Source organism: Gemmatimonadota bacterium, assembly GCA_026702745.1.
Lineage (GTDB): Bacteria > JAAXHH01 > JAAXHH01 > JAAXHH01 > JAAXHH01 > JAAXHH01.
Map to the genome: position 1 here is coordinate 13,985 of JAPPBT010000026.1, position 19,491 is coordinate 33,475.

Annotated in this window: 14 protein-coding genes; 6 read left to right on the forward strand and 8 right to left on the reverse strand. The window is 54.0% G+C overall.

Annotated features, from left to right (window positions below; translation table 11 throughout):
- Window positions 1-9: 9 nt before the first annotated feature.
- The 6 genes from OXH56_04955 (at window position 10) to OXH56_04980 (ending at window position 10,553) form a co-directional block, all read left to right on the forward strand.
- Window positions 10-3,399, forward strand: a complete 3,390-nt coding sequence (locus OXH56_04955; protein MCY3554652.1) for an ATP-binding protein — start codon at window positions 10-12, stop codon at window positions 3,397-3,399.
- Window positions 3,396-4,238 carry a phosphoadenosine phosphosulfate reductase family protein gene (locus OXH56_04960; GenBank protein ID MCY3554653.1) on the forward strand — a complete coding sequence of 281 codons (843 nt, stop codon included), beginning with the start codon at window positions 3,396-3,398 and terminating at the stop codon, window positions 4,236-4,238. The genes OXH56_04955 and OXH56_04960 overlap by 4 nt, the downstream gene beginning before the upstream one ends.
- Window positions 4,235-5,857, forward strand: coding sequence for a DEAD/DEAH box helicase family protein (locus OXH56_04965; protein ID MCY3554654.1), 1,623 nt, complete (start codon window positions 4,235-4,237; stop codon window positions 5,855-5,857). Before OXH56_04960 ends, OXH56_04965 begins: the two co-directional genes overlap by 4 nt.
- Entirely contained in the window at window positions 5,842-7,716 is a 1,875-nt protein-coding gene (locus OXH56_04970) for an ATP-binding protein (GenBank protein MCY3554655.1), read from the forward strand. Before OXH56_04965 ends, OXH56_04970 begins: the two co-directional genes overlap by 16 nt.
- Window positions 7,717-8,631: a phospholipase D family protein gene (locus OXH56_04975; GenBank protein MCY3554656.1), complete on the forward strand. Its 915-nt coding sequence runs from the start codon at window positions 7,717-7,719 to the stop codon at window positions 8,629-8,631.
- A gap of 659 nt (window positions 8,632-9,290) precedes the next feature.
- Entirely contained in the window at window positions 9,291-10,553 is a 1,263-nt protein-coding gene (locus OXH56_04980) for a DGQHR domain-containing protein (GenBank protein ID MCY3554657.1), read from the forward strand.
- Between the two features lie 54 nt (window positions 10,554-10,607).
- On the opposite strand, the gene OXH56_04985 is transcribed toward OXH56_04980, so the two are convergent.
- The 8 genes from OXH56_04985 to OXH56_05020 form a co-directional block, all read right to left on the reverse strand.
- Window positions 10,608-11,459, reverse strand: a complete 852-nt coding sequence (locus OXH56_04985) for a sulfurtransferase (GenBank protein ID MCY3554658.1) — start codon at window positions 11,457-11,459, stop codon at window positions 10,608-10,610.
- Window positions 11,460-11,484: 25 nt separating this feature from the next.
- Entirely contained in the window at window positions 11,485-13,626 is a 2,142-nt protein-coding gene (locus OXH56_04990; GenBank protein ID MCY3554659.1) for a helicase-associated domain-containing protein, read from the reverse strand.
- 175 nt (window positions 13,627-13,801) lie between these two features.
- Window positions 13,802-14,242, reverse strand: a complete 441-nt coding sequence (locus OXH56_04995) for a (2Fe-2S) ferredoxin domain-containing protein (GenBank protein MCY3554660.1) — start codon at window positions 14,240-14,242, stop codon at window positions 13,802-13,804.
- Window positions 14,239-15,924, reverse strand: a complete 1,686-nt coding sequence (locus tag OXH56_05000; GenBank protein ID MCY3554661.1) for a PepSY domain-containing protein — start codon at window positions 15,922-15,924, stop codon at window positions 14,239-14,241. Before OXH56_05000 ends, OXH56_04995 begins: the two co-directional genes overlap by 4 nt.
- The gene (locus OXH56_05005) at window positions 15,921-16,967 is read right to left on the reverse strand and encodes a PQQ-binding-like beta-propeller repeat protein (protein ID MCY3554662.1); all 1,047 of its coding nucleotides are present in this window, start codon (window positions 16,965-16,967) and stop codon (window positions 15,921-15,923) included. The genes OXH56_05000 and OXH56_05005 overlap by 4 nt, the downstream gene beginning before the upstream one ends.
- Complete coding sequence (locus OXH56_05010; protein ID MCY3554663.1) at window positions 16,955-18,301, reverse strand: GTP-binding protein; 1,347 nt, start codon at window positions 18,299-18,301, stop codon at window positions 16,955-16,957. Before OXH56_05010 ends, OXH56_05005 begins: the two co-directional genes overlap by 13 nt.
- 12 nt (window positions 18,302-18,313) lie before the next feature.
- Window positions 18,314-18,619 carry a nitrate reductase gene (locus OXH56_05015; GenBank protein ID MCY3554664.1) on the reverse strand — a complete coding sequence of 102 codons (306 nt, stop codon included), beginning with the start codon at window positions 18,617-18,619 and terminating at the stop codon, window positions 18,314-18,316.
- Window positions 18,620-18,659: 40 nt separating this feature from the next.
- On the reverse strand, window positions 18,660-19,491 hold an 832-nt coding region (locus OXH56_05020), incomplete at its 5' end, for a GTP-binding protein (protein MCY3554665.1).

Here is a 19,491-nt window from a genome sequence, read left to right on the forward strand (position 1 = left end):
ATCCGACTAATGGCACTCGCCGATCAGGTGCGTATATCAAGACGGTTTCAACGTTCGATCCGCATCGACACGGATATCGGTAATCCAGCGGCGTTGGAAGGATTCGTCTGCCCCAGGTCGTATGCCGGAATTCTAGAAACTATGGTGGAGCACATTGATGAGAACGGTCAGGGTGCGTTCACCTGGACAGGTCCCTACGGCAGTGGAAAATCCAGTCTGGTAGTTGCACTTTCTGCGGCACTTAAGAGAAAGCAGCGTAACTCGGATCATACTAAGCAGATTCTTGGTGAGCGAACATATGAGAAAATTCGAAGAACGCTAAAACCTCGGACCAGAGGCTGGCGTGTTTTACCGGTCGTCGGTCGCCGAGATCGCCCGGCACAGGTAATCGGAGAAGCAATTTGGTCAAGTAAACTGACCACCAGTCCTAAGACAGAGAATTGGACCGATGGAACTGTCCTCGACACGATTGAAGAAATAGCCGAAAGTGACCGACGCAGTTACGGTGGCCTACTTGTTTTTATCGATGAGATGGGGAAATTCCTTGAGGGCGCCGCGAACGACAATACGGATCTTTTTCTGTTTCAGGAACTTGCAGAACGGGCTTCCAGGAGTGGTAAACGGCTCATCGTCGTTGGTATCCTGCATCAAGCATTCGAGGAGTATGCCCACCGGCTTACCCGAGAATCACGCGACGAGTGGTCCAAAATCCAAGGACGATTCGTTGACCTTGCGGTTAACGTTGACCTCGATGAACAAATAGACCTGATCAGTCGTGCAATCGAATGCGACCACAGACCCGTCACTGCGAGGATTCTTGCAGCAAATACAGCAGCCCTGGTAAAACGAGATACGATACCTGACTTCGAGCAGACGCTCGAAAAATGTTGGCCCCTGCATCCTATAGTCGCCTGTCTGTTAGGTCCCATATCACGCCGACGTTATGGCCAGAATCAACGCAGTATATTTGCGTTTCTCAATTCCGCTGAGCCGTTCGGTTTCCATGATTTCCTGAGAAACGCTGAACATCAAGCTGTCTACGAACCCGACAGGCTTTGGGACTACCTAAGGGTTAATCTTGAGCCATCCATCCTGGCATCACCCGACGGACATCGTTGGGCCCTTGCTGCTGAGGTTATTGAGCGATGCGAAGCAGTCGGTGGCGACGACGTGCATCTACGCATCCTCAAAGTGCTGGCAGTAATCGGTATGTTCCAGGACCGGTCCGCATTGGGCGGAAGTCTTGAACTGCTGAAGCTTGTATTTCCAGATTATATTGCCGAAATCGAGAACAAACTGGAAGATCTAGATAGATGGTCGTTTGTCATCTATCGAAAGTTTGCGGATTCGTTCTCCATATACGAAGGTAGTGATTTCGACATTGATACTGCCGTAGAAAACGCTCACCAGAACATTGGGGAGATGAATGCGTCAGTATTTAGAAAACAGTTCGAATTTCAACCCATCATTGCGAAACGTCACTATCACGAAACCGGTGCCTTGCGATGGTTCGATACCACAGTTTTGCCTTTAGCTGAAGCGGACTGCGCGACTCGTGAGTATCAGCCTAGGAATGGCGCGATTGGATGTTTTATTCTGGCAATCGCAACCCAATCAGAGTCAGAGGAGTTGGCTGAAAAAGTTTGTGAAGAGATCGTTCAACAATCAAGGGATTGGGACATCGTCGTAGGTCTTTCCCAGCACAGTGGTGGAATCCCTACACAGTTGCGCGAACTCGTGGCATTAGAATGGGTCCGGGACCAGATGCCCGAACTCCAGGGAGACCGGGTCGCACGGATGGAAGTTCAAGCGCATATAGACGAATTGCAGAATCGTTTGTCTGATTCGTTTGATCAAGCGTTTAACGGTGCACTGTGGTATCGTAATGGCGCTGTACCTGTCGAGCTTCCATACTCCAGGCTAAACATGGTCGCATCAAGTCTAGCTGACAGTCGTTTCAACTATGCTCCTCGCATATTTAACGAACTCCTTGGTCGTACGAAATCATCCAGTAGCGCTGTTGCTGCAAGAAACATCCTTATTCGTCTCATGGTAGCCAATGAAGGCAAAACCCGACTAGGCATTGAAGGGTACCCTGCGGAAGGTGGGCTTTTTGCGTCGGTGTTGGATGCTACCGGTTTGTACCATGAGACGATTGATGGTTGGCGATTTGTGGCTCCGAGTAACGACAGCGACGATCCGGGTCGCTTGTGGCCGGCCTGGAATGCAGCATTGAGTTTATTGACGGCAAACGCACATCGGGGAGTCACCGTGGAAGAGATTTATGAAGTATGGCGACGACCACCATTCGGTATAAAGGAAGGATTGTTGCCGGTGCTTTCCGTCGCTTTCTACATTTCGAATCAGCGTAATCTGGCACTTTACCGCGATGGGTTATTTCAGGTTAAAATCTCCGAACTCGATGTGGATTTTCTTGTTAGAGATCCAGCAGATATACAGCTACGATGGATGGAACTCTCAGATACTTCGCGCGCCCTCCTTGCCGATTTAGCTCAGGTCGTTCGCGAACTGGATGAAGAAAACCCACTGACCCATCTTGAACCCCTGGATGTAGCTCGTGGCCTGGTGGCGATATATGATCAGTTACCTCAGTGGGTCGGTAGAACCCAGCAACTCTCATCAAACGCCAAACGCATAAGACAGTTGTTCAAATTAGCTAATGACCCGAACAGACTAATCTTCGACGACATACCTAGTGTCGATGACGATGGCGTTGATACAAGTGAAGGTCCCACTGGACGGCAGGCTGCGAATCTTGTGGGTGAGGGGTTGCGGGAGCTAAAGCTTGCGTATCCCACGATGCTGAATCGTCTTCGAGATTTGCTTCTTGGCGAACTTCGTGTGCCCAATACTTCGACGTCCATGCTCTCCGAATTGCGCGACCGTGCCGAAAACATACGCGAAGTCAGCGGAGATCATCGTTTGGAGGCCTTTATCATTCGACTCGCGAGATTCCATGGCAAGAATGCTGAGATAGAGGATATCGCCGGAATGGCAGTCAATAAACCGACACGGAACTGGGTCGATTCCGACGTAGATAAAGCTGCGTTACAACTTGCCGAATTGGCGGAGCAGTTCGTCCATACTGAGGCTTTTGCCCGGGTTAAAGGTCGCCGCGACAAGAGACATTCAATGGCAGTTGTCGTTGACATAAGTCGCCGTGGGATGCCTCTTCATGATGAATTCGATGTCTCCGATATGGACGAGTCCGAAGTAGGGCAACTCATCGATCGCATCGATCAAGTTCTGGATGAAAGTGGAGAGAAACGGAGAAACGTTATCCTTGCCGCACTTGCGAGTTTGATGTCGAAACGGCTTGATCCCAGTGGTGATTCAAGACAAATGATGAAACCAAAAAAAAGGAAAGAAGTGTCGTGAAGGCAGAAAACGAGATTCGACATGTACTCGGTTTGTCTGGCGGCCGGGATAGCGCCGCACTAGCCGTATTCATGCGGCAGAATCACCCAGATCTCGATATCGAGTACTTCTTCACCGATACCGGCAAGGAACTCCCTGAGGTGTATGAATTCCTGGTTAAGCTGGAAGGATTTCTTGGCAAGCCCATCGTACGGCTTAACCCAGATCGCGACTTCGATTTCTGGCTTAAACAATACAACGATTTCCTGCCGTCACCTCAAACCCGCTGGTGTACCCGCCAATTAAAGTTACGTCCTTTTGAGCAATGGATAAAGCCATCGCTAGACGCCGGCACGACAATCTGCAGTTATGTTGCCATACGATCGGATGAACAATACCGGGAGGGGTATTCATCCAAACACGAGAATTTGATCGTTAAACTACCCTTCAAAGATGCCGGTATAGATAAACCAGGTGTATTGGAGATCCTCGATGGGGTTGGGCTCGGACTTCCCGCATACTATGAGTGGAGAACACGCAGCGGGTGTACATTCTGTTTCTACCAGCAGAAGATCGAGTGGGTACGACTCATGGAACGCCATCCTGATTACTTTGAGGAAGCCAAGCAGTACGAAAAGACTGCGATGGACCACGGTTCGCCGTTTACATGGAGTCAAGGCGAGTCGTTAGATGATCTGTCAAGACCAGAGCGTATCGCGCAGATCAAAGAAGACCACCAAAGGCGACTTGAACGAATGTGTGAAGTTCGTCAAGTGAATCCACTCCGGCCGGATGCGGAGCCAATAGACATCGATGATTTGTATGGAAAATCCAAGGTGTGTCTAGCGTGTCACAAATGATAAAACTATCAAATGTGGAATCCCCTGGATATAGGCCTGCGCAAGTTTTTGCAAAACTGGATGATTATGCTGCCGCGAGCCTCTTGCCACCAGGTGTTCTGGATCTAATCAAAGCTGTCGATCCTGAAAGGTTAATTGGCACGAATAGAGATGATACACTTGGTAAAGCATTCTCGGTAGAACTCGCGGTTGACGATCTCGAACGCCGTAAGGTGTTAATTGAAGTACTGCCAGAATTGAAAATAGCAGAATTGGAAGCTCGAACTGATACCGGAATTGATCGCTTACTGTCGGTGGAAACCCTAGAACCAGCGGTACGGCGTGCGATTTTGGGCTTTTTCGGAGTACCGACAACACCTGAAGCATACACAGACGAAACTGCAGCATCTGTAACCGTACGACCCAATAGAGGACTGTTTCCGCATCAGAAACGAGCTGCAGCGTCAGTAGAAAAATACCTATACATCGAAGATGGACGTGTAATGTTACATTTACCGACCGGTGTTGGCAAAACTAGAACCGCGATGAGCGTTGTTGCATCCCACCTTAGAAACCGTTCTTCAGGTCTTGTTTTGTGGTTGGCAGTAACTCGAGAACTACTCGAACAGGCGGCGATTGAGTTTATGAGTTTGTGGAATGTCGTAGGAGATCGAGAGGTTGAATGTATACGGTTCTGGTCCAATTATGATCCACCAATTGGAGAAGTCACAGATGGTGTTGTTTTCGCGGGTTTGGCAAAGCTACATTCTTACGGGTTAAATCGTAAACAGCTTTGGGATCTCGGTGACAGAACTACCTTTGTAGTTTTCGATGAGGCTCATCAGGCGGTGGCAAACACTTATATGGACATTGTTGAGACCGTGACGACACGCGGTTCGAAGACACCGCTGCTTGGTTTAAGTGCGACACCAGGGCGCACTTGGGGTGATCCTGAGCAAGATGCGATTGTCGCAGATCTGTTTTTTGGAAACAAAGTAACTATTGAAGTTGAGGGTGCAAATCCCATAAAGAAACTTACAGACGATCGTTACTTGGCCAAAGTTAGTTTCTCATTATTAAATGTGGAACCTGGGCTTCGACTATCTGATCATGACGTTGCTGATATTAAACAGGCATTGGATTTACCAGACGCGATAGCCAATCGTCTAGGTGAAGACGAGGGTCGTAACCTTCGAATAGTTCAAAGACTAATTAACTTGTCTGACAACCATTCAAGAATCTTGGTATATGCTGCTTCCGTAAGTAATGCGGTGCTTTTAACAAGTATATGTCGAGGTGTTGGTCTTAATGCAGACGTGGTTACAGGCGGAACTCATGTCGTTGAACGGGATGTAATCATACAGCGCTTCAAACGTGTAGGAGGCCCCTCTCGGATTTTAATAAACTTCGGTGTATTAACTACAGGTTTTGACGCACCATCCGCTAGTGCAGCACTTATCGCGAGACCGACGAAATCACTGGTCTTATATAGTCAGATGGTGGGTCGTATTATTCGTGGACCGAAAGCTGGTGGTACGGAAAATTGTGAGGTCGTAACTGTTGTCGATACATCATTACCTGGTTTTGGAGACGTAGCAGAAGCCTTTATGAATTGGGAGGATGTATGGAAAGCCACGTAGTTGAATCTCAGTCTATTCAACAGGAGTTGGATTTTTTAATTGTCTCAGCAAACCTAACTATCGAGGCAATGCGCGATAGTGGATATAAGAACACGGATCACGCGTTAGCTGAATTAATCGACAACTCAGTTGAGGCTAAAGCTGATTTAATTGAGATTATAGCTGTTGAGAAGCCACCAGATCCAAATGTATCATATTCCAGAGCTCGAATCAGTGAAATTGCGGTATCCGATAATGGCGAAGGAATGGACCAAACTACCCTTAGGCGCGCCCTGAAATTTGGTGACGGGACACGAACTGATCGTCGCAAAAGAGGGATCGGACGTTTCGGTGTAGGGCTCCCACAATCTTCCATCTCACAGTGTCGACGAGTTGACATATGGACCTGGCAGAACGGACCAGACAATGCGATCCATTGTTACTTGGACCTGGACGATATTAAGGGAAATGGCAGGCAGGACGTTCCAGAACCAACGTCTCAGATCGTCCCCGATCGGTGGCGTAATGTTGTTCAGAATTCCCTATCACAAACCGGTACCCTTGTAGTTTGGAGTACCCTTGATCGAGTAAGGTGGATGGGCGGGGTAAAAACCCTTACGCGAACGGCGGACCTTTGCGGACGGATTTATCGAAAGTTCCTGGCGACGAATCAGGTACAAATCAGCTTGGTCCTTGCTTCTGGTGACCAACAGTTGGATTGCCAAAGTAGGTTCGACTGTCAGCCAAATGATCCTCTCTACTTGATGGCACCATCTTCGACACCTAAACCGTTTCAAGATCGACCAATGTTTCAACTGTTCAACGAGAGAAAATGGACAATTCCGGTCGATGATACTCAGGGAACGGTACATGTGCGTTGTACTCTAGCTTCACCGGACGCAATAAATGAATCACTGTCCCAAGTAAAGTGGCCACAGTCATACACAAGTCCAGGTAAGTCTCCGTGGGGTAAGCATGCGGATCGAAACAAAGGAATCTCAATTGTTCGCGCTAATAGAGAACTTGAACTCAGTTTGGACTGGGTGAACAACTATGAACCAGAGGAACGTTGGTGGTCCGTAGAAGTGGAATTTGATCCTATTCTCGACGAGATATTCGGTGTTGTAAATAACAAACAACACGCACACATTTTTACGGAGGGAGCTGGTTTCGAATGGGAGGAGATGGCGGCCTCCAATGAAACATATAGTTTGTTACTAGAACGATTAGAGTTAGAATCCGATCCCCGACATCACTTATTTGAGATCTGGACTTGGATCGATGACCAAATTAGAAGGATGAGACGTGAGCGTGGGAAAATACGGAAAGGTACCGGGACTTCACGCCATCCTACGACGGAAGAAGAAATAGAGGATGTTGCTACTAAGGTAATAAATGAACAGGCAGAACAGGGGGAGACTGGCGATAGTGATCTAGCGCCAAAAACGACTGACGAAGAGAAAATACATCAGATTGCACAGTCCATTGCTAAGTTTAAAGTCGATGAGCATACCGCTACAGAAACTGCACATAAAACAGTTTCTAGCGGTCGTCGTGTACTCATAAAGGGAGTTACATTGGATCATAAGGATGCTTTCTTTACTGTGGAGTCGGTAAGTGACGTGATCGAAGTATGGCTAAATGATAGACATCCTGTACATGAACACCTGATCGATGTCTTGAGAACTGAAAACGAAGTACAGGAAGTAGGAGAATTGGCTAAACGTTTAAATATAGCTGAATTCACCCTTCGCATGTTGTTGTGTGCTTGGGCAAGATACGAAGATAAAGCCCCTGCGGGTATGAAGGAAACAATCAGCGATGTTCGCATGGATTGGGGCAGAGAAGCTCGTAAATTTCTAGATGTTATAGAACAGTAGATGAAACTAGGCGACGAAGTATCCTCAATACTAAATGGAGCTAAATACAACGTATTGATAGCCGCTCCGTTTATCCGCTCTGAAGCACTGATACGGTTGATAGACGTTATTCCGACTGATATAGAAACAACCGTGGTTACTAGGTGGCGGCCATCGGATCTGCTCAGTGGCGTTTCAGATTTAGCTGTTTACGATCTCACTGTGTCGCATGGGATTCCATTGTTCGTTCGGCAGGATCTTCATGCGAAGTATTTTGCAGTCGACGACGAATGTTTGGTTGGCTCTGCGAATGTTACCCTAACTGCTCTTGGCTGGAAAACCCCTGCAAATCTAGAATTACTAACAACGGTTTCGCGTAATTCAGACCGTATGAAAGAATTTGAAAGTTCATTGATGTCTGGAGCGGTAAAAGTAACGGCAGCACACCACGCGAGGCTAGAGCACTTACTCAAGAAGCTAAAAGAATCGTCAGTGGATTTTACCAATGCCCAGATGATCTCAGCATTGAAACCACTACCACCCAACTGGGTTCCAAAGTCAAGAAATCCTGAGGAACTTTATAGTGTCTATTGCGGAAATCTGGATGTCATCCGATCCGCGTTGAATACAATGAAAGATGAACTTTTAGTTATTGGAGCTCTCCCAGGTTTAGATGAAGACGGGTTTCGTGCAATTGTAGCAGCTACTATTGCTCAGTCCCCACTAATTGACCGGGTTATTCGTCAAATCGATAGTGAAGGTCAAGTTTCGGAAACAGAACTGCATGCGATTTTGACGGCAGTCGGAATTGAGGAAGGTAAATACAATCCTCGTGACGTACTCCAAGTACTTGAGAGATGGTTTTCGTACTTTCTTTCAGATCACTACGAAACAGCTAGCGATTCCATCAAGCTAATAAAAGCCCAAAAGATATAGATACTGAGAAGGCTTAGACAATGAGCCGACCTTTGTGCAATGAACTGCCAGAATGTATGATCTTGCACGGCTCAATTCACTCATTTCTAAACTTCTATTTCTAATACCACAGCGGGATCATAAGCAGTTTCAGTTAAATCCCCATTTACTTAGAGCGTTATTCTGGATTGAGTAAACTGAATGAGAGACACAGACCTTATTGAGGAACAGAATCAACTTAAAGCTCATCATCGTTGTTTCTATCTTTGGCCCCGCCAGTGGAAGGCATGTGAATTGCAAGAACCCTTTTCTTGGGTCACGCATCCATTTAAGAACGACCAAATAGAAAACATACCTAGCAGTCCTGGTATCTATAGTTTCGTAATTCGACCGGGACTCGTTTCACATCCTGCATGTTCATATCTGATGTACATAGGTAAAACTGAACGAACTCTTCGCGAGAGGTTTAGCGAGTACTTTGTCGAACAGAACAATGATTCTAGACGTCCGAAAATCGTTCGACTACTTAGAATGTATCGGGGGTATTTGTATTTCTGTTGTTCCGTTATAAGGGAAGCGGAACAAATCAACAAAATAGAGGAGGAACTAATTAATGCGTATTTACCACCTTGCAATGATCAATTTCCTGCTAGAATACGTCGCGTGATTGGGGCATTCTGATGAAAAAGAATAGAGAGCTTATTATACCAGCCCTTAAAGCTCATATGGGAGACTGGGTATACTACGTGACTATTTTGAGATTTGAACAAGTAGTTGGTATGATAGACATTGCAGAAGAAATACATACAAGCAATGTATTAAAAGACATGATACAACGTCAGATTACAAATAGAGCGAAACAAATTTCTGATTACATATTGAACCAACCTCAACGTTTTTTTAACTCAATAGTCGTAGGTGTATATGGTGGATCCCCAGACTGGTATGAACTAGCTATAGGTACGAACCCTCAGTATGTTGGTGATGAGATACCCGAAGAGTACGATGGGATTGTTGGGTTTCTAAGGTTTGATGGTACTCAGAAACTATATGCAATCGATGGACAGCACCGAGTTATGGGCATACGTCAGACTCTAAATAAGAACGTACAGTTCAAAGAAGAGGAAGTAAGTGCTATATTTGTTGCACATCGTAATGATGCTGAAGGCATGGAGAGAACCCGACGGTTATTTACAACACTAAATCGCTATGCCAAACCTGTTAGTAAAAGTGATATAGTTGCTCTAGATGAAGATGATATAGTTGCTATAGCGACTAGAGAACTGGTCGAGAACCATCCCTTGTTTCATGAGAAAGTTTCGCTAGTAAAAACAAAAGCAATAGGAGTACGGGACAACAGAAGTTTCACAACCATAATTACGCTTTATGATGTGTTGGACATCTTGTTCCGACTTGAAGGTCGAAAGTGGAATGAATTCAAACGTCTTCGACCTTCGGATGACGTCATATCCGAGTTTTACGGTAACTGTGTGGAATTCTGGGACCGTATGGCAGAGCATTTTAACCCGTTGAGAAGTGTACTAGAGAGTCAAACGGGTGACAATACTGCCAAACTCTATCGACATAGAGAAGGGGGACACCTACTATTCCGGCCTATTGGTTTGATTATTGTTGCACATGTGGTTAGAAAAGCAAAGGAAACTGGTCTGTCGGAAGACGAAGCGATTAAACGGATTTCCGGGGTCTCAATGGAAATATCAAATTCACCATGGGTTGGTTTACTCTGGGACAAAACAAACCAACGTATGATCGGCGGACCTACTCAGCAGAAAGTAGCAAGACAACTACTTTTTTATATCATTGGTGGTGATTTAAAAAGCATGAAAACTAGCTATGAGAATGTACTTCAAGAATATGCAGGGCTATTAAATAGAGACGTATCAGAGCTTGTTTCTGTCTTCAACCAAGGTACTGAGTGGTGATGTAGAAGATACATCGTTTAAGTCCTTGGCTGTTGTTAATGGGGTTTAGGTACCTCAACCCTCACCCGTCCCAATCGGCCGGTCCTCGTCGGTAATCCATTCGCTCCAGGAACCGGGGTAAAGTACGGCATCGCCCAGGCCCGCGTGGGCGATAGCGAGCAGGTTGTGGCAGGCCGATACGCCCGATCCGCAGTAGTTTATAGCGCGGTCGGCCGGCACCCCGCCGAATAACTCTTCAAATCTCTGCTTTAGTTCCTCCGGCGAGCGAAAGCGTCCGTCTTCCCCCAGGTTCGCATCGAAAGTCGCGCATGTGGCGCCCGGGATATGGCCGGCTACGGGATCGATGGGCTCTTGTTCGCCGCGGAATCGTTCCGGCGTGCGGGCGTCCAGGACGGCCCAGTCCGCGTCCTTCCGGTGTCGGTCGACGCCGTCCACGTCGGTGACCAGGTGTGCTCGGACGTTGGGCACGAAGGTGCGCGGCGCCACTTCCCCTACTTCCTGCGTAACCGGCAGTCCCGCCCCGGTCCAGGCCGGCCAGCCGCCGTCCACTACGGCGACGGCGTCGTGGCCCAGCCAGCGGAGCATCCACCACACCCGCCCGGCCACCGAACCGCCCGCACCGTCGTAAACCGCGACCTGCACGCTTCCGTCGATCCCTAACCGCGAGAAGACCTCGGCGGCCCGGTCTACCGATGGCAGCGGATGCCGACCGGTCACTCCACGCACGATAGGACCGGACAGATCGTCGTCCAGGTGGGCGTACAGGGCGCCGGGCACGTGGCCTTCACCGTACTCACGAGCGCCCTGCCCCGCGTCGGCCAGGGAAAACCGGGCGTCGATCACGCGCCAGTCCGGGTCCTGGTGATGGCGGTTCAGCGTGTGTGCGTCGATCAGCGTGGTATGCATGGTTGATCCTCCGGCCGGCGGCCGTTCAGCTGCCGCCTGCCTGTTCCTCGTACTCGTATACGATCCGGATCGCCCGGATGTTCGCGATCTTGAAGGCGTGCACGTCGCCCTCGGGTATGCGGTGCGCCTCGATGAAGGGCGTGCCCCGGGTCCGTTCGATGCGGATGGGCTTGATCCGGTGCAGGAAGCTGCGGCTTCGGTTGCCCAGGTAGTATTCGATGACGGCCCGGTGGTTGTTCTTCACCGCCATTTCCAGGAGTTCTTCGGTCTGCCCGGGGGACAGGTACTGCAGGTTGGCGGCCTGCTCGATGTGCGGTGCGTTCCGGTCGGCCCCGCTCGATCCCCTGTGCAGCTGATAGCCGGGCAGGCAGTCCCCGAATCCGAGGACCGGCTTTTGTTCGGATTCAGGGGGTGCAGGCTGCGCGCCGTCCGCGGGAGGATCGTTTCGGTCGGAATGATCGCTTCGATCGGAATGAACGCTTCGGTCGGAATGGCCGCCTCGCTCGGAATGATCGCTTCGGCCAGGTTGACCGCTATGCTCCCGCGGTTCTTTTGGGTCTGAACGCAGGCCGTTCCCACTGCCGGGCCGGGCACGCTGTACCGCATCTCCGGCGTTGGGACCCGAAACGGCCTCCGCGGGTCCGACGATCCCCGATCTCGGCATGTAACCCTGTTTCTGAAGCAGGTCCATCAGCTCCCGGTACATCTTGCGTTCCACGATAAGCGCGTCGGGCGCTACCTCGCCCTTGATATATGGCGCGAGTTCCCCGTGGGCCTTGATGTGGCTGGCGATTTCTGCGCTGGCGGTCCGGAGGAGGAAGGTCTCCATGAAGTACACCTGGCCGTACGCATCGCCCCACGACTGGATCGAGTACGCGACGTTCTGCGGCACGTCCTTCTCGGAATGGTCCGCCAGGAAACCGTTGACGTCCGCGCCGGACATGTCCGTGTTGGCGGCCCGATAGATGGTATCGCGGGTAACCCGGTAGGTCAGGGTGAGATCGACCTTTTCGAGGTCGGCGAAGCGTTCGAGTTTTTCCCGGATGTTCAAGTCCAGGTCCCGGGGCGCGATGATCTCGAAGGTGGGCTGGACGACGAATCGCGTGCTCCAGGCCTGCTCGTCCGACCAGCCCTCCCCGCCGAACACGTGCCGTCCCGCCGGCGTGATCACCAGGCCGCCTCCGGCCCCGTTCTTGCCGTCATACTGACGCAGGAGACCGATCCATTCGAGCTCGCGGAGCGCGGCGAGGATTTCCGCTCTTTCCTCGTCACTGAAGGCATCCGTCCGCACGTGGGGAGACGAACAGGTCAGCACGCAGCGCAGGATCTGGTCCAGGTCCACCTGGGCGAAACCCACGCACAACTGAAGGATGCCCGGCAGCGCGGATATAGCGGGGGAACGGACCCGGTCCCGTGCGTGCCAGAAGGACAACAGGTTCGCCAGTTTTTCGGTGGTGGGCAGCTCGAGCCACGATTCGAATTCGTAGTCGGCGCGAAGGCGTCCGTCCTCTACACACGTCAGTCCGCGCCACTGCGCATAGTCCATGACGAAGCGCATCTGCCCGGTGATCTCCTCCGCCGAATCCGGCAAGCCGTTCGTCGCGGCTTCCTGACGATCCATCATGGCATCGAGCGCCCGTTTGTAGGGCATGCCCCGGTCCGTAAGCCGCGCCGGGTTATGGCGCAGTCCGTTCACGAGGGCGAAGACGTTTCGGACCGCGGTGAGATCCCGGCTTTCGGCGTCTTCCGATTTCCCCGCTTCCGTCGAGAAAAACCCCGCCAGCCGGTCCGTGAAATTTCGAATCAGCATGTCGCGGAGGTCTTCCGGCACCGTGAAGTCGACCGTGCGGTACGCCGGTCGCCGGCCGATCACAAGCCCCCGATTCAACAGTCCGTGGAGTTGTTCGATCAACCCGTCATTGGAGGGGTTTCTCGTGTCGTAGACACGGCCCGCCTCTCCGGCCGACAGTATGGCCAGGAGAATCTCCCGGGCTTCTTCGTTCAGTTCGTCCACGCACTGATCGATGTATCCCGGCTGGAAGACCTGGTCCGTGATCTCTCGGATCAGCCGGGCGCGGGAGATCATGCCGGGCTGCACGCCGAGGGTGACGGCCATGGATTTCAGGTCGCCCATGGGCAGGGCGGCGAGGTATTCCTGGAGGATCAAGGGATCATTCCCACTCGATGGCAAACGAGCGATGCTTGCACTGCGAATTCAGTGGCTTACTTGCTTGTGGCCGGAGCGAACGAGGCCGGCCATCCGCCGGCGGATGGCCGCCGCAAAGGTACCATGAACCCGGAAAAGTGGCACTCATATAGACACAGGAAGTTATACGTGTCCACTAAACCGGGTCAACTCCATTCTCATGGTGGTGGGAAACGGCGAACCGTTCAAACCGGTGGAGGTTCAGTTCGGCAGGCAATTCGAGCAGCACACCCGCATCCCGGGAGGCTTTGGCCCATGCCAGAAGCAGGTCGTAATGCCACTGTTCCTGGAGGCCGCCAAACCACTGCATCCCCCCGGGCGAGATGACGCAGAAGACATTGGCCAGGTCGCACGGACCAAGGCATCCGGAGATCGTCAGTTGCACCGACCTGTTCAGTTTTTCTTCTTTCCACTGCTGCTTGAGCCAGTCGCGGGGAAAGGACGGGAACCCCTTGTCTGTCTGACCGCAGCAACAGCCTTCGCAGCACATGACCTGGCCAAGCACATCGCCTCGGCCCGTAGCCAGTGCGTCGTGCCTGCTGAGCTTTTCGCGGATGCGTTGGGTCTGAGCATTCATGCTTTTCTTGCACGATGACGTTTACGGATACGTAGCAGGCGCCGCCAGGACACGATGACGGCGGTTGATGAGAACAGGAAACCGGCGCTGCACAGCACGATCACCACCACGTCCCAAACGGGGCGATTGTCGATGAGAAAGCCGAAGTCCAGGCTGTGAAGACCGTTGTAAAGCCAGCGTTTCGTGCGTCCGGTCTCCGTGAGTTGATTGATCAGCTCACCGGTGGTGAGGTCGATGTGGTACCAGGTTGCGTTGGCATCATCGAAGCGCACTCGCAACACGGGCAGTGGACGCCACCGCTGGTGATGGGAGTAATAATAGAGATCGTAATCCGTAAGCCGTTCGATAGAGACGGTCCGGTGACCGGCCATTCCCCTCTTTATCTGTGCGAGGACGGATACCTCGATACTTCCCTGCTCCGATGAAGTCAGCAATTGGCGTCGGCCGTCGCCGGTGACGGCATAGGCATAGGGTGATCCACCCAGCCATTGCCACACCAGTTCGCGCGTTTCTGGCGGGAACTTCAGGCCGCGGCCAGACGGCATTTCCAGTCCGAGACCGGGTGAAGGGAAGACCACCCCGGCCAGGTGGCCGCGGACGGTAGCGGCGCCGACGGCGAGCGCACCGACATGGGTCGTGCCGCTGGAGACCGCATCGACATGGAACGTACCGATGGAGCCAGCACCGACCTGGGTGGCGCCGACGTTGAGTGCGCCGATGGTGGGCGTGTCCAGATAGGCGGCGAGGGCGCCGACGGTGGGCGTGTCTCGGTAGGCGGCGAGTCGATCGCCGAAGGGAATGTCATCGTCAAACACCCCCCAGGGGTTCATCGACAGGAGGCCGCTGAGCAGGAAGGTGGTCAGGGGTACCAGGAAAATCAACCCCAGCACATGGTGTAGTTTCAGCGTGCCCCGGTAGGGGGTCACATCGCTGCCGCGGTAACGCCTGCGGAATCTCAGGCGCATGACGCCGACAACCGCGCCGGTGACGATGGATACCAGGCCGGCGATTGAGAGCACCACGATCACCCAGTGCCAGATAGAGACATGCTGGCGGAGCTGTACCGGGTAGATCCAGTGAAGATTCGCTCCCAGCCAGTTCCAGCCGCGTTCCAGCGCGCTGGTATCCCGCACCACTTCCCCGGTCACCGAGGAGACATAGAGTTCCGTGCCCGCTGGATCGTTAAGCGCCACCGAATATAGCGGCCGGTGAGGATGGAGGCTGCTGGACACGGACCACTGGTCCACGAGCAGGAGCGCCTTGAGCGCCGGTTGCGCCGACGAGAGGCCGGTTGCGTGGGCGTAAACCCGGCTTGCCTGAAGAGCGTCTTCTGCTTCTATCTTGCCGATCGCACCGCCGGTGTCGGCAAATAGGCCATGGTGCGTGCCATCACCCGTTCGCATGAGCCAGGCGGGCCGTCCAAGCACGGAGGTAAGGCGCAGTTCCTCGATGGTCTGCGCAGGATCAAGGCGCTGCAATAGTTCGCCAGGTCCGACCCGCAGTTTGTCCTGTTCAAGTTCCGGCAGTGCAACGAGGCGTTCCGCCCGTGTCAATGACGGAAAACCGACATACATCATCACCACGCCGGAGAAAAACCACATGGCCACGAGCAGGCACATGGAGATCCCCAGCCAGCGGTGGCCGAGATAGAGCCAGCGGCGGAAGCTTCGTGCGGGCCTCACCAGTTCTTCACTCTCCAGACCGTCACGCCGCCCTGCGCATCGAGCGCGGCGAGGGCACCCCCGTCCGGCCGCCAGTACACGTCGGAAACGACATCCGCCAGTAACCCGCTCCCTATGGAACGACCTTCGCCGTCATGCTGAAGCGACCAGGCAACGACGGCCCCATCGCGGCCTCCCGATGCCAGCCACATCGCGCCGGGAGCAAAGGAAAGCGTCGTGATGGGTTGAACATGATATTCCAGTACGCCGGGCCGCGTGCCTTCCGGACCCTGTCCCCGAAAGCTCCAGACCGTCACCGTCTCCCCTCCGCCCGTGGCAAGGAGGGTACCGGTGCCATCGAAAGCCAGGGCCGACGGCTTGCCCGGGTATCCGGACATCATGGAGTCCTTCCCCGTGTCGCGGCGCCAGAAGTGCACCGAATTGTCCTGGCTGCCGCAGGCCACGATGTCCCCGTCCGGGCTCAATACCATGGACACCAGGGACCCTTGCCATTCCAACTTCTGGTGAGACTCGCCGCTGGACGCGTCGAAGAACGTCACGCGACCGTAACAGGCCGTCGCCAACTCATCTGCGCCGGACCACGCGATGGCGCTGACGGTGCTGGGATGGGCATCCGATCTCCAGACCTCCGTGCCGTCCACGGTATATACGAATACCTGCCTGGAGCAGGAGACCGCCAGCCACCGGCCGTCCGGCGACCACGCCAGGTTTTCAACCCAACTGTTTCCGACTTCGATAGACTGGCTTGCCTGGCCTTCGGCGGCACGCCAGATCAAGGCTCGACCGTCCTGCCCGGCCGTAGCGAAGGCGGTTCCTCCCGGGTGGATCGCCACCGCGAGCAAACCGCCCTCATGAACTTCGTTAATTGTCCACCGGGTCGCGCCGGACTTGCCGTCGAAGGCATACACGCTACCCGCGGAGTCACCGATCACCAGGGCTTCACCGCGAAGGATCCAACCCCCGGCAATGGCGTAATCACCGACCGACGCAGACCAACCGTCGCGAATCACACCGCTCGGGTTGCCGACGTTCAGACCAGACATGCATTGAACCCTTGCCGCATGTCCTGCTCATCGAGGTTGCGGCCGATGAAAACGAGTTGATTGTGTCGGGGATCGTCCCCCCATTCGCGATCCGGCTGACCGTCAAAGAGCATATGAACTCCTTGAAAGACGAACCGGCGAGACTCGCCCGCGAGGCTGATGAAGCCCTTCATCCGGAAGATGTCCACCCCCCGTTCGCGGAGCAGTTCACCCAGCCACATATTGAGCCGGTCGGGATCGACATCGCCCTCATGCTCGATGGCGATCGAGCCCACTTCGTCGTCATGCTCATGCTGTGCGACCCAGGTGCGCTCGACCTCATGCGCGATGGTCACGCCGTCTGCGTTCCTCAGTTGGATATCGAATTCATCCGCGGTGTGCTGGGCGAAGAGGCCGACCCGCGTCTGCCTGTCAACCTCCAGGAAGAAGGACTTGCGCCCCGAGGAGTCGAGCTCGAGGTTTACATGCTTTCCAACAGGAATCTCTTCGCCCGGACCAAGGTCCTCCGCGGTTTCGGCGTACCTGCGCACACACCACTCCGCGCCTTCACGGAGGGCGGCGTCATCCGTGCCCTGGTCCGGCACGACGACGAGTGACATGGCCGGATCGGGCCCCTCGGCGAGGCTGAGCTCGTACCGGCCGGCACCGAGCGTATAGACGCCCGTCCATTCGAAGGGGTATTCGGGCTCGAGGAAAGTGGGACGACGCTCAAGCACATCGTCCAGGTCGAAGGCTTCGAGGTTGAGCACCGTGTCGACGGGAACCTCCGCCCGCTCGCTGCGCACGACTCTGGCCATTCGGTTCATTTCCCGGAGCCGCGATTCGAGCCTGTCGAGAACCTCGTCGTCGACAAGGTCCGTCTTGTTGAGCACCAGGACGTCCGCGAAGGCGATTTGCTCGGTGCTTTCGTCGCTTCGACCGAGCTGCTGCTCGATGTGGGCGGCATCGACGAGCGTGACGATCCCGTCGAGGGCGTATTCGTCGCGGATTTCGTCGTCCATGAAGAAAGTCTGGGCCACCGGACCGGGATCGGCGAGCCCCGTGGTCTCCACCAGCACATAGTCGAACTTGTCGCGGCGCTTCATGAGATTGCTGAGCACGCGAATGAGGTCTCCGCGCACCGTACAGCAGATACAGCCGTTCGACATCTCGAAGATTTCTTCGTCAGCGTCGATGACGAGGGCCTGGTCGATACCGACCTCTCCGTACTCGTTCTCAATGACGGCGATACGTTTGCCGTGCTCCTCGGTCAGGATCCGGTTGAGCAGGGTCGTCTTCCCGGAGCCGAGGAAGCCGGTGAGGATGGATACAGGTACTTTTTGCGGCGAGATCATCAGGTTTCTCCTTTATGGGTTTGCTGGGTATTCAGGGACGGCTGACGGCGCGTCGAAACCCCATGTCCTGCAGACCCGGACCAGGTCAGCGGCGTCAACGGCGTCCATGGGTTTGTGCAGCTTGCACTGAAGTTGTGGCGCATCGGGCCGAAGCAGGCCGATCACGGTTTCGACGGGCGGACAACCTTCTTCGAGGCACGCCAGTTCGGTGACCGTGACTGTAATATCATCGGAAAGGCTCAGCGCTTCGCGCAACGCCTCCTTGATGTATCGAACCCGTTCGCGATCCGGGCGACGGGGCGATGTGTTAATCAACATGTACACTCCTTTTCCTGCGACAGGAATGAGGCCGAGTCGGTCAGGCCGGCTCTTCGGCCATTTGAAGTTCCGGAAACGGATTTGGTGCCTCTGCCCAGACCTTGCTGTCCGCAGCGGCGAGGTGTTCGTCGAGCAGGCACGCGTCGAGGCGGGCGCGCATCGCCTCCTCGTTCATCTGCTGTCCGATGAAGACCAGTTGCTGCGCGCGGTCGCCGAAGCGGGGATGCCAGCCCGGCTGCCGGTCTGGTCGCTGATCCTCCGGATGCCCCCAGTGTTCGCGAGGGATAGCCGCCCACCACATCCCCAGGGGTTTCACGGTGCTGCCGCCGCCGGCCTGCGCCCATTCGTAGGCGACCCGATGGTCCGCGGCGACCCAGAAGAAGCCCTTCGAGCGGAGCACGCCGTACCAGTTCTCGTCGTCGTGCAGGAAAGCCCACAGCTTCTCGGCGTCGAAGGGCTGCGACGTCCGGTAGGTGAAGCTCGAGATCCCGTACTCCTCGGTCTCCGGCGTGTGCTCGCCCTGAAGCTCTCGAATCCAGCCGGCGGAACTCTCCGCCTTCTCGTAGTCGAACAGGTTCGTATCGAGCACGCGTTTGAGCGGGACCTGTCCGTGCGTCGTCCTGAGGATCTCGGCGCCGGGGTTGAGCGCTTTCACGATGGCCTCGACCTCGAGCGCCTGTTCGTTGCTCACGAGATCAAGCTTGTTGAGCACGATGACGTCGGCGAACTCGATCTGGTCGGTGAGCAGATCGGTTACCGTCCGGTGATCATCTTCGCCCAGGGACTCACCGCGTTCCTGGAGCGCATCGGCGGCGGCGTAGTCCCGCAGGAAGCTCGCCGCGTCCACGACCGTGACCATCGTGTCGAGGCGC

Coding starts and splice junctions, on each gene's coding strand:
- OXH56_04965 (MCY3554654.1), top strand. CDS start 4,235: ATGATAAAACTATCAAATGTGGAATCCCCTGGATATAGGCCTGCGCAA.
- OXH56_04980 (MCY3554657.1), top strand. CDS start 9,291: ATGAAAAAGAATAGAGAGCTTATTATACCAGCCCTTAAAGCTCATATG.
- OXH56_05005 (MCY3554662.1), bottom strand. CDS start 16,967: ATGTCTGGTCTGAACGTCGGCAACCCGAGCGGTGTGATTCGCGACGGT.
- OXH56_04995 (MCY3554660.1), bottom strand. CDS start 14,242: ATGAATGCTCAGACCCAACGCATCCGCGAAAAGCTCAGCAGGCACGAC.
- OXH56_04955 (MCY3554652.1), top strand. CDS start 10: ATGGCACTCGCCGATCAGGTGCGTATATCAAGACGGTTTCAACGTTCG.
- OXH56_04975 (MCY3554656.1), top strand. CDS start 7,717: ATGAAACTAGGCGACGAAGTATCCTCAATACTAAATGGAGCTAAATAC.
- OXH56_05015 (MCY3554664.1), bottom strand. CDS start 18,619: ATGTTGATTAACACATCGCCCCGTCGCCCGGATCGCGAACGGGTTCGA.
- OXH56_05010 (MCY3554663.1), bottom strand. CDS start 18,301: ATGATCTCGCCGCAAAAAGTACCTGTATCCATCCTCACCGGCTTCCTC.
- OXH56_04985 (MCY3554658.1), bottom strand. CDS start 11,459: ATGCATACCACGCTGATCGACGCACACACGCTGAACCGCCATCACCAG.
- OXH56_04970 (MCY3554655.1), top strand. CDS start 5,842: ATGGAAAGCCACGTAGTTGAATCTCAGTCTATTCAACAGGAGTTGGAT.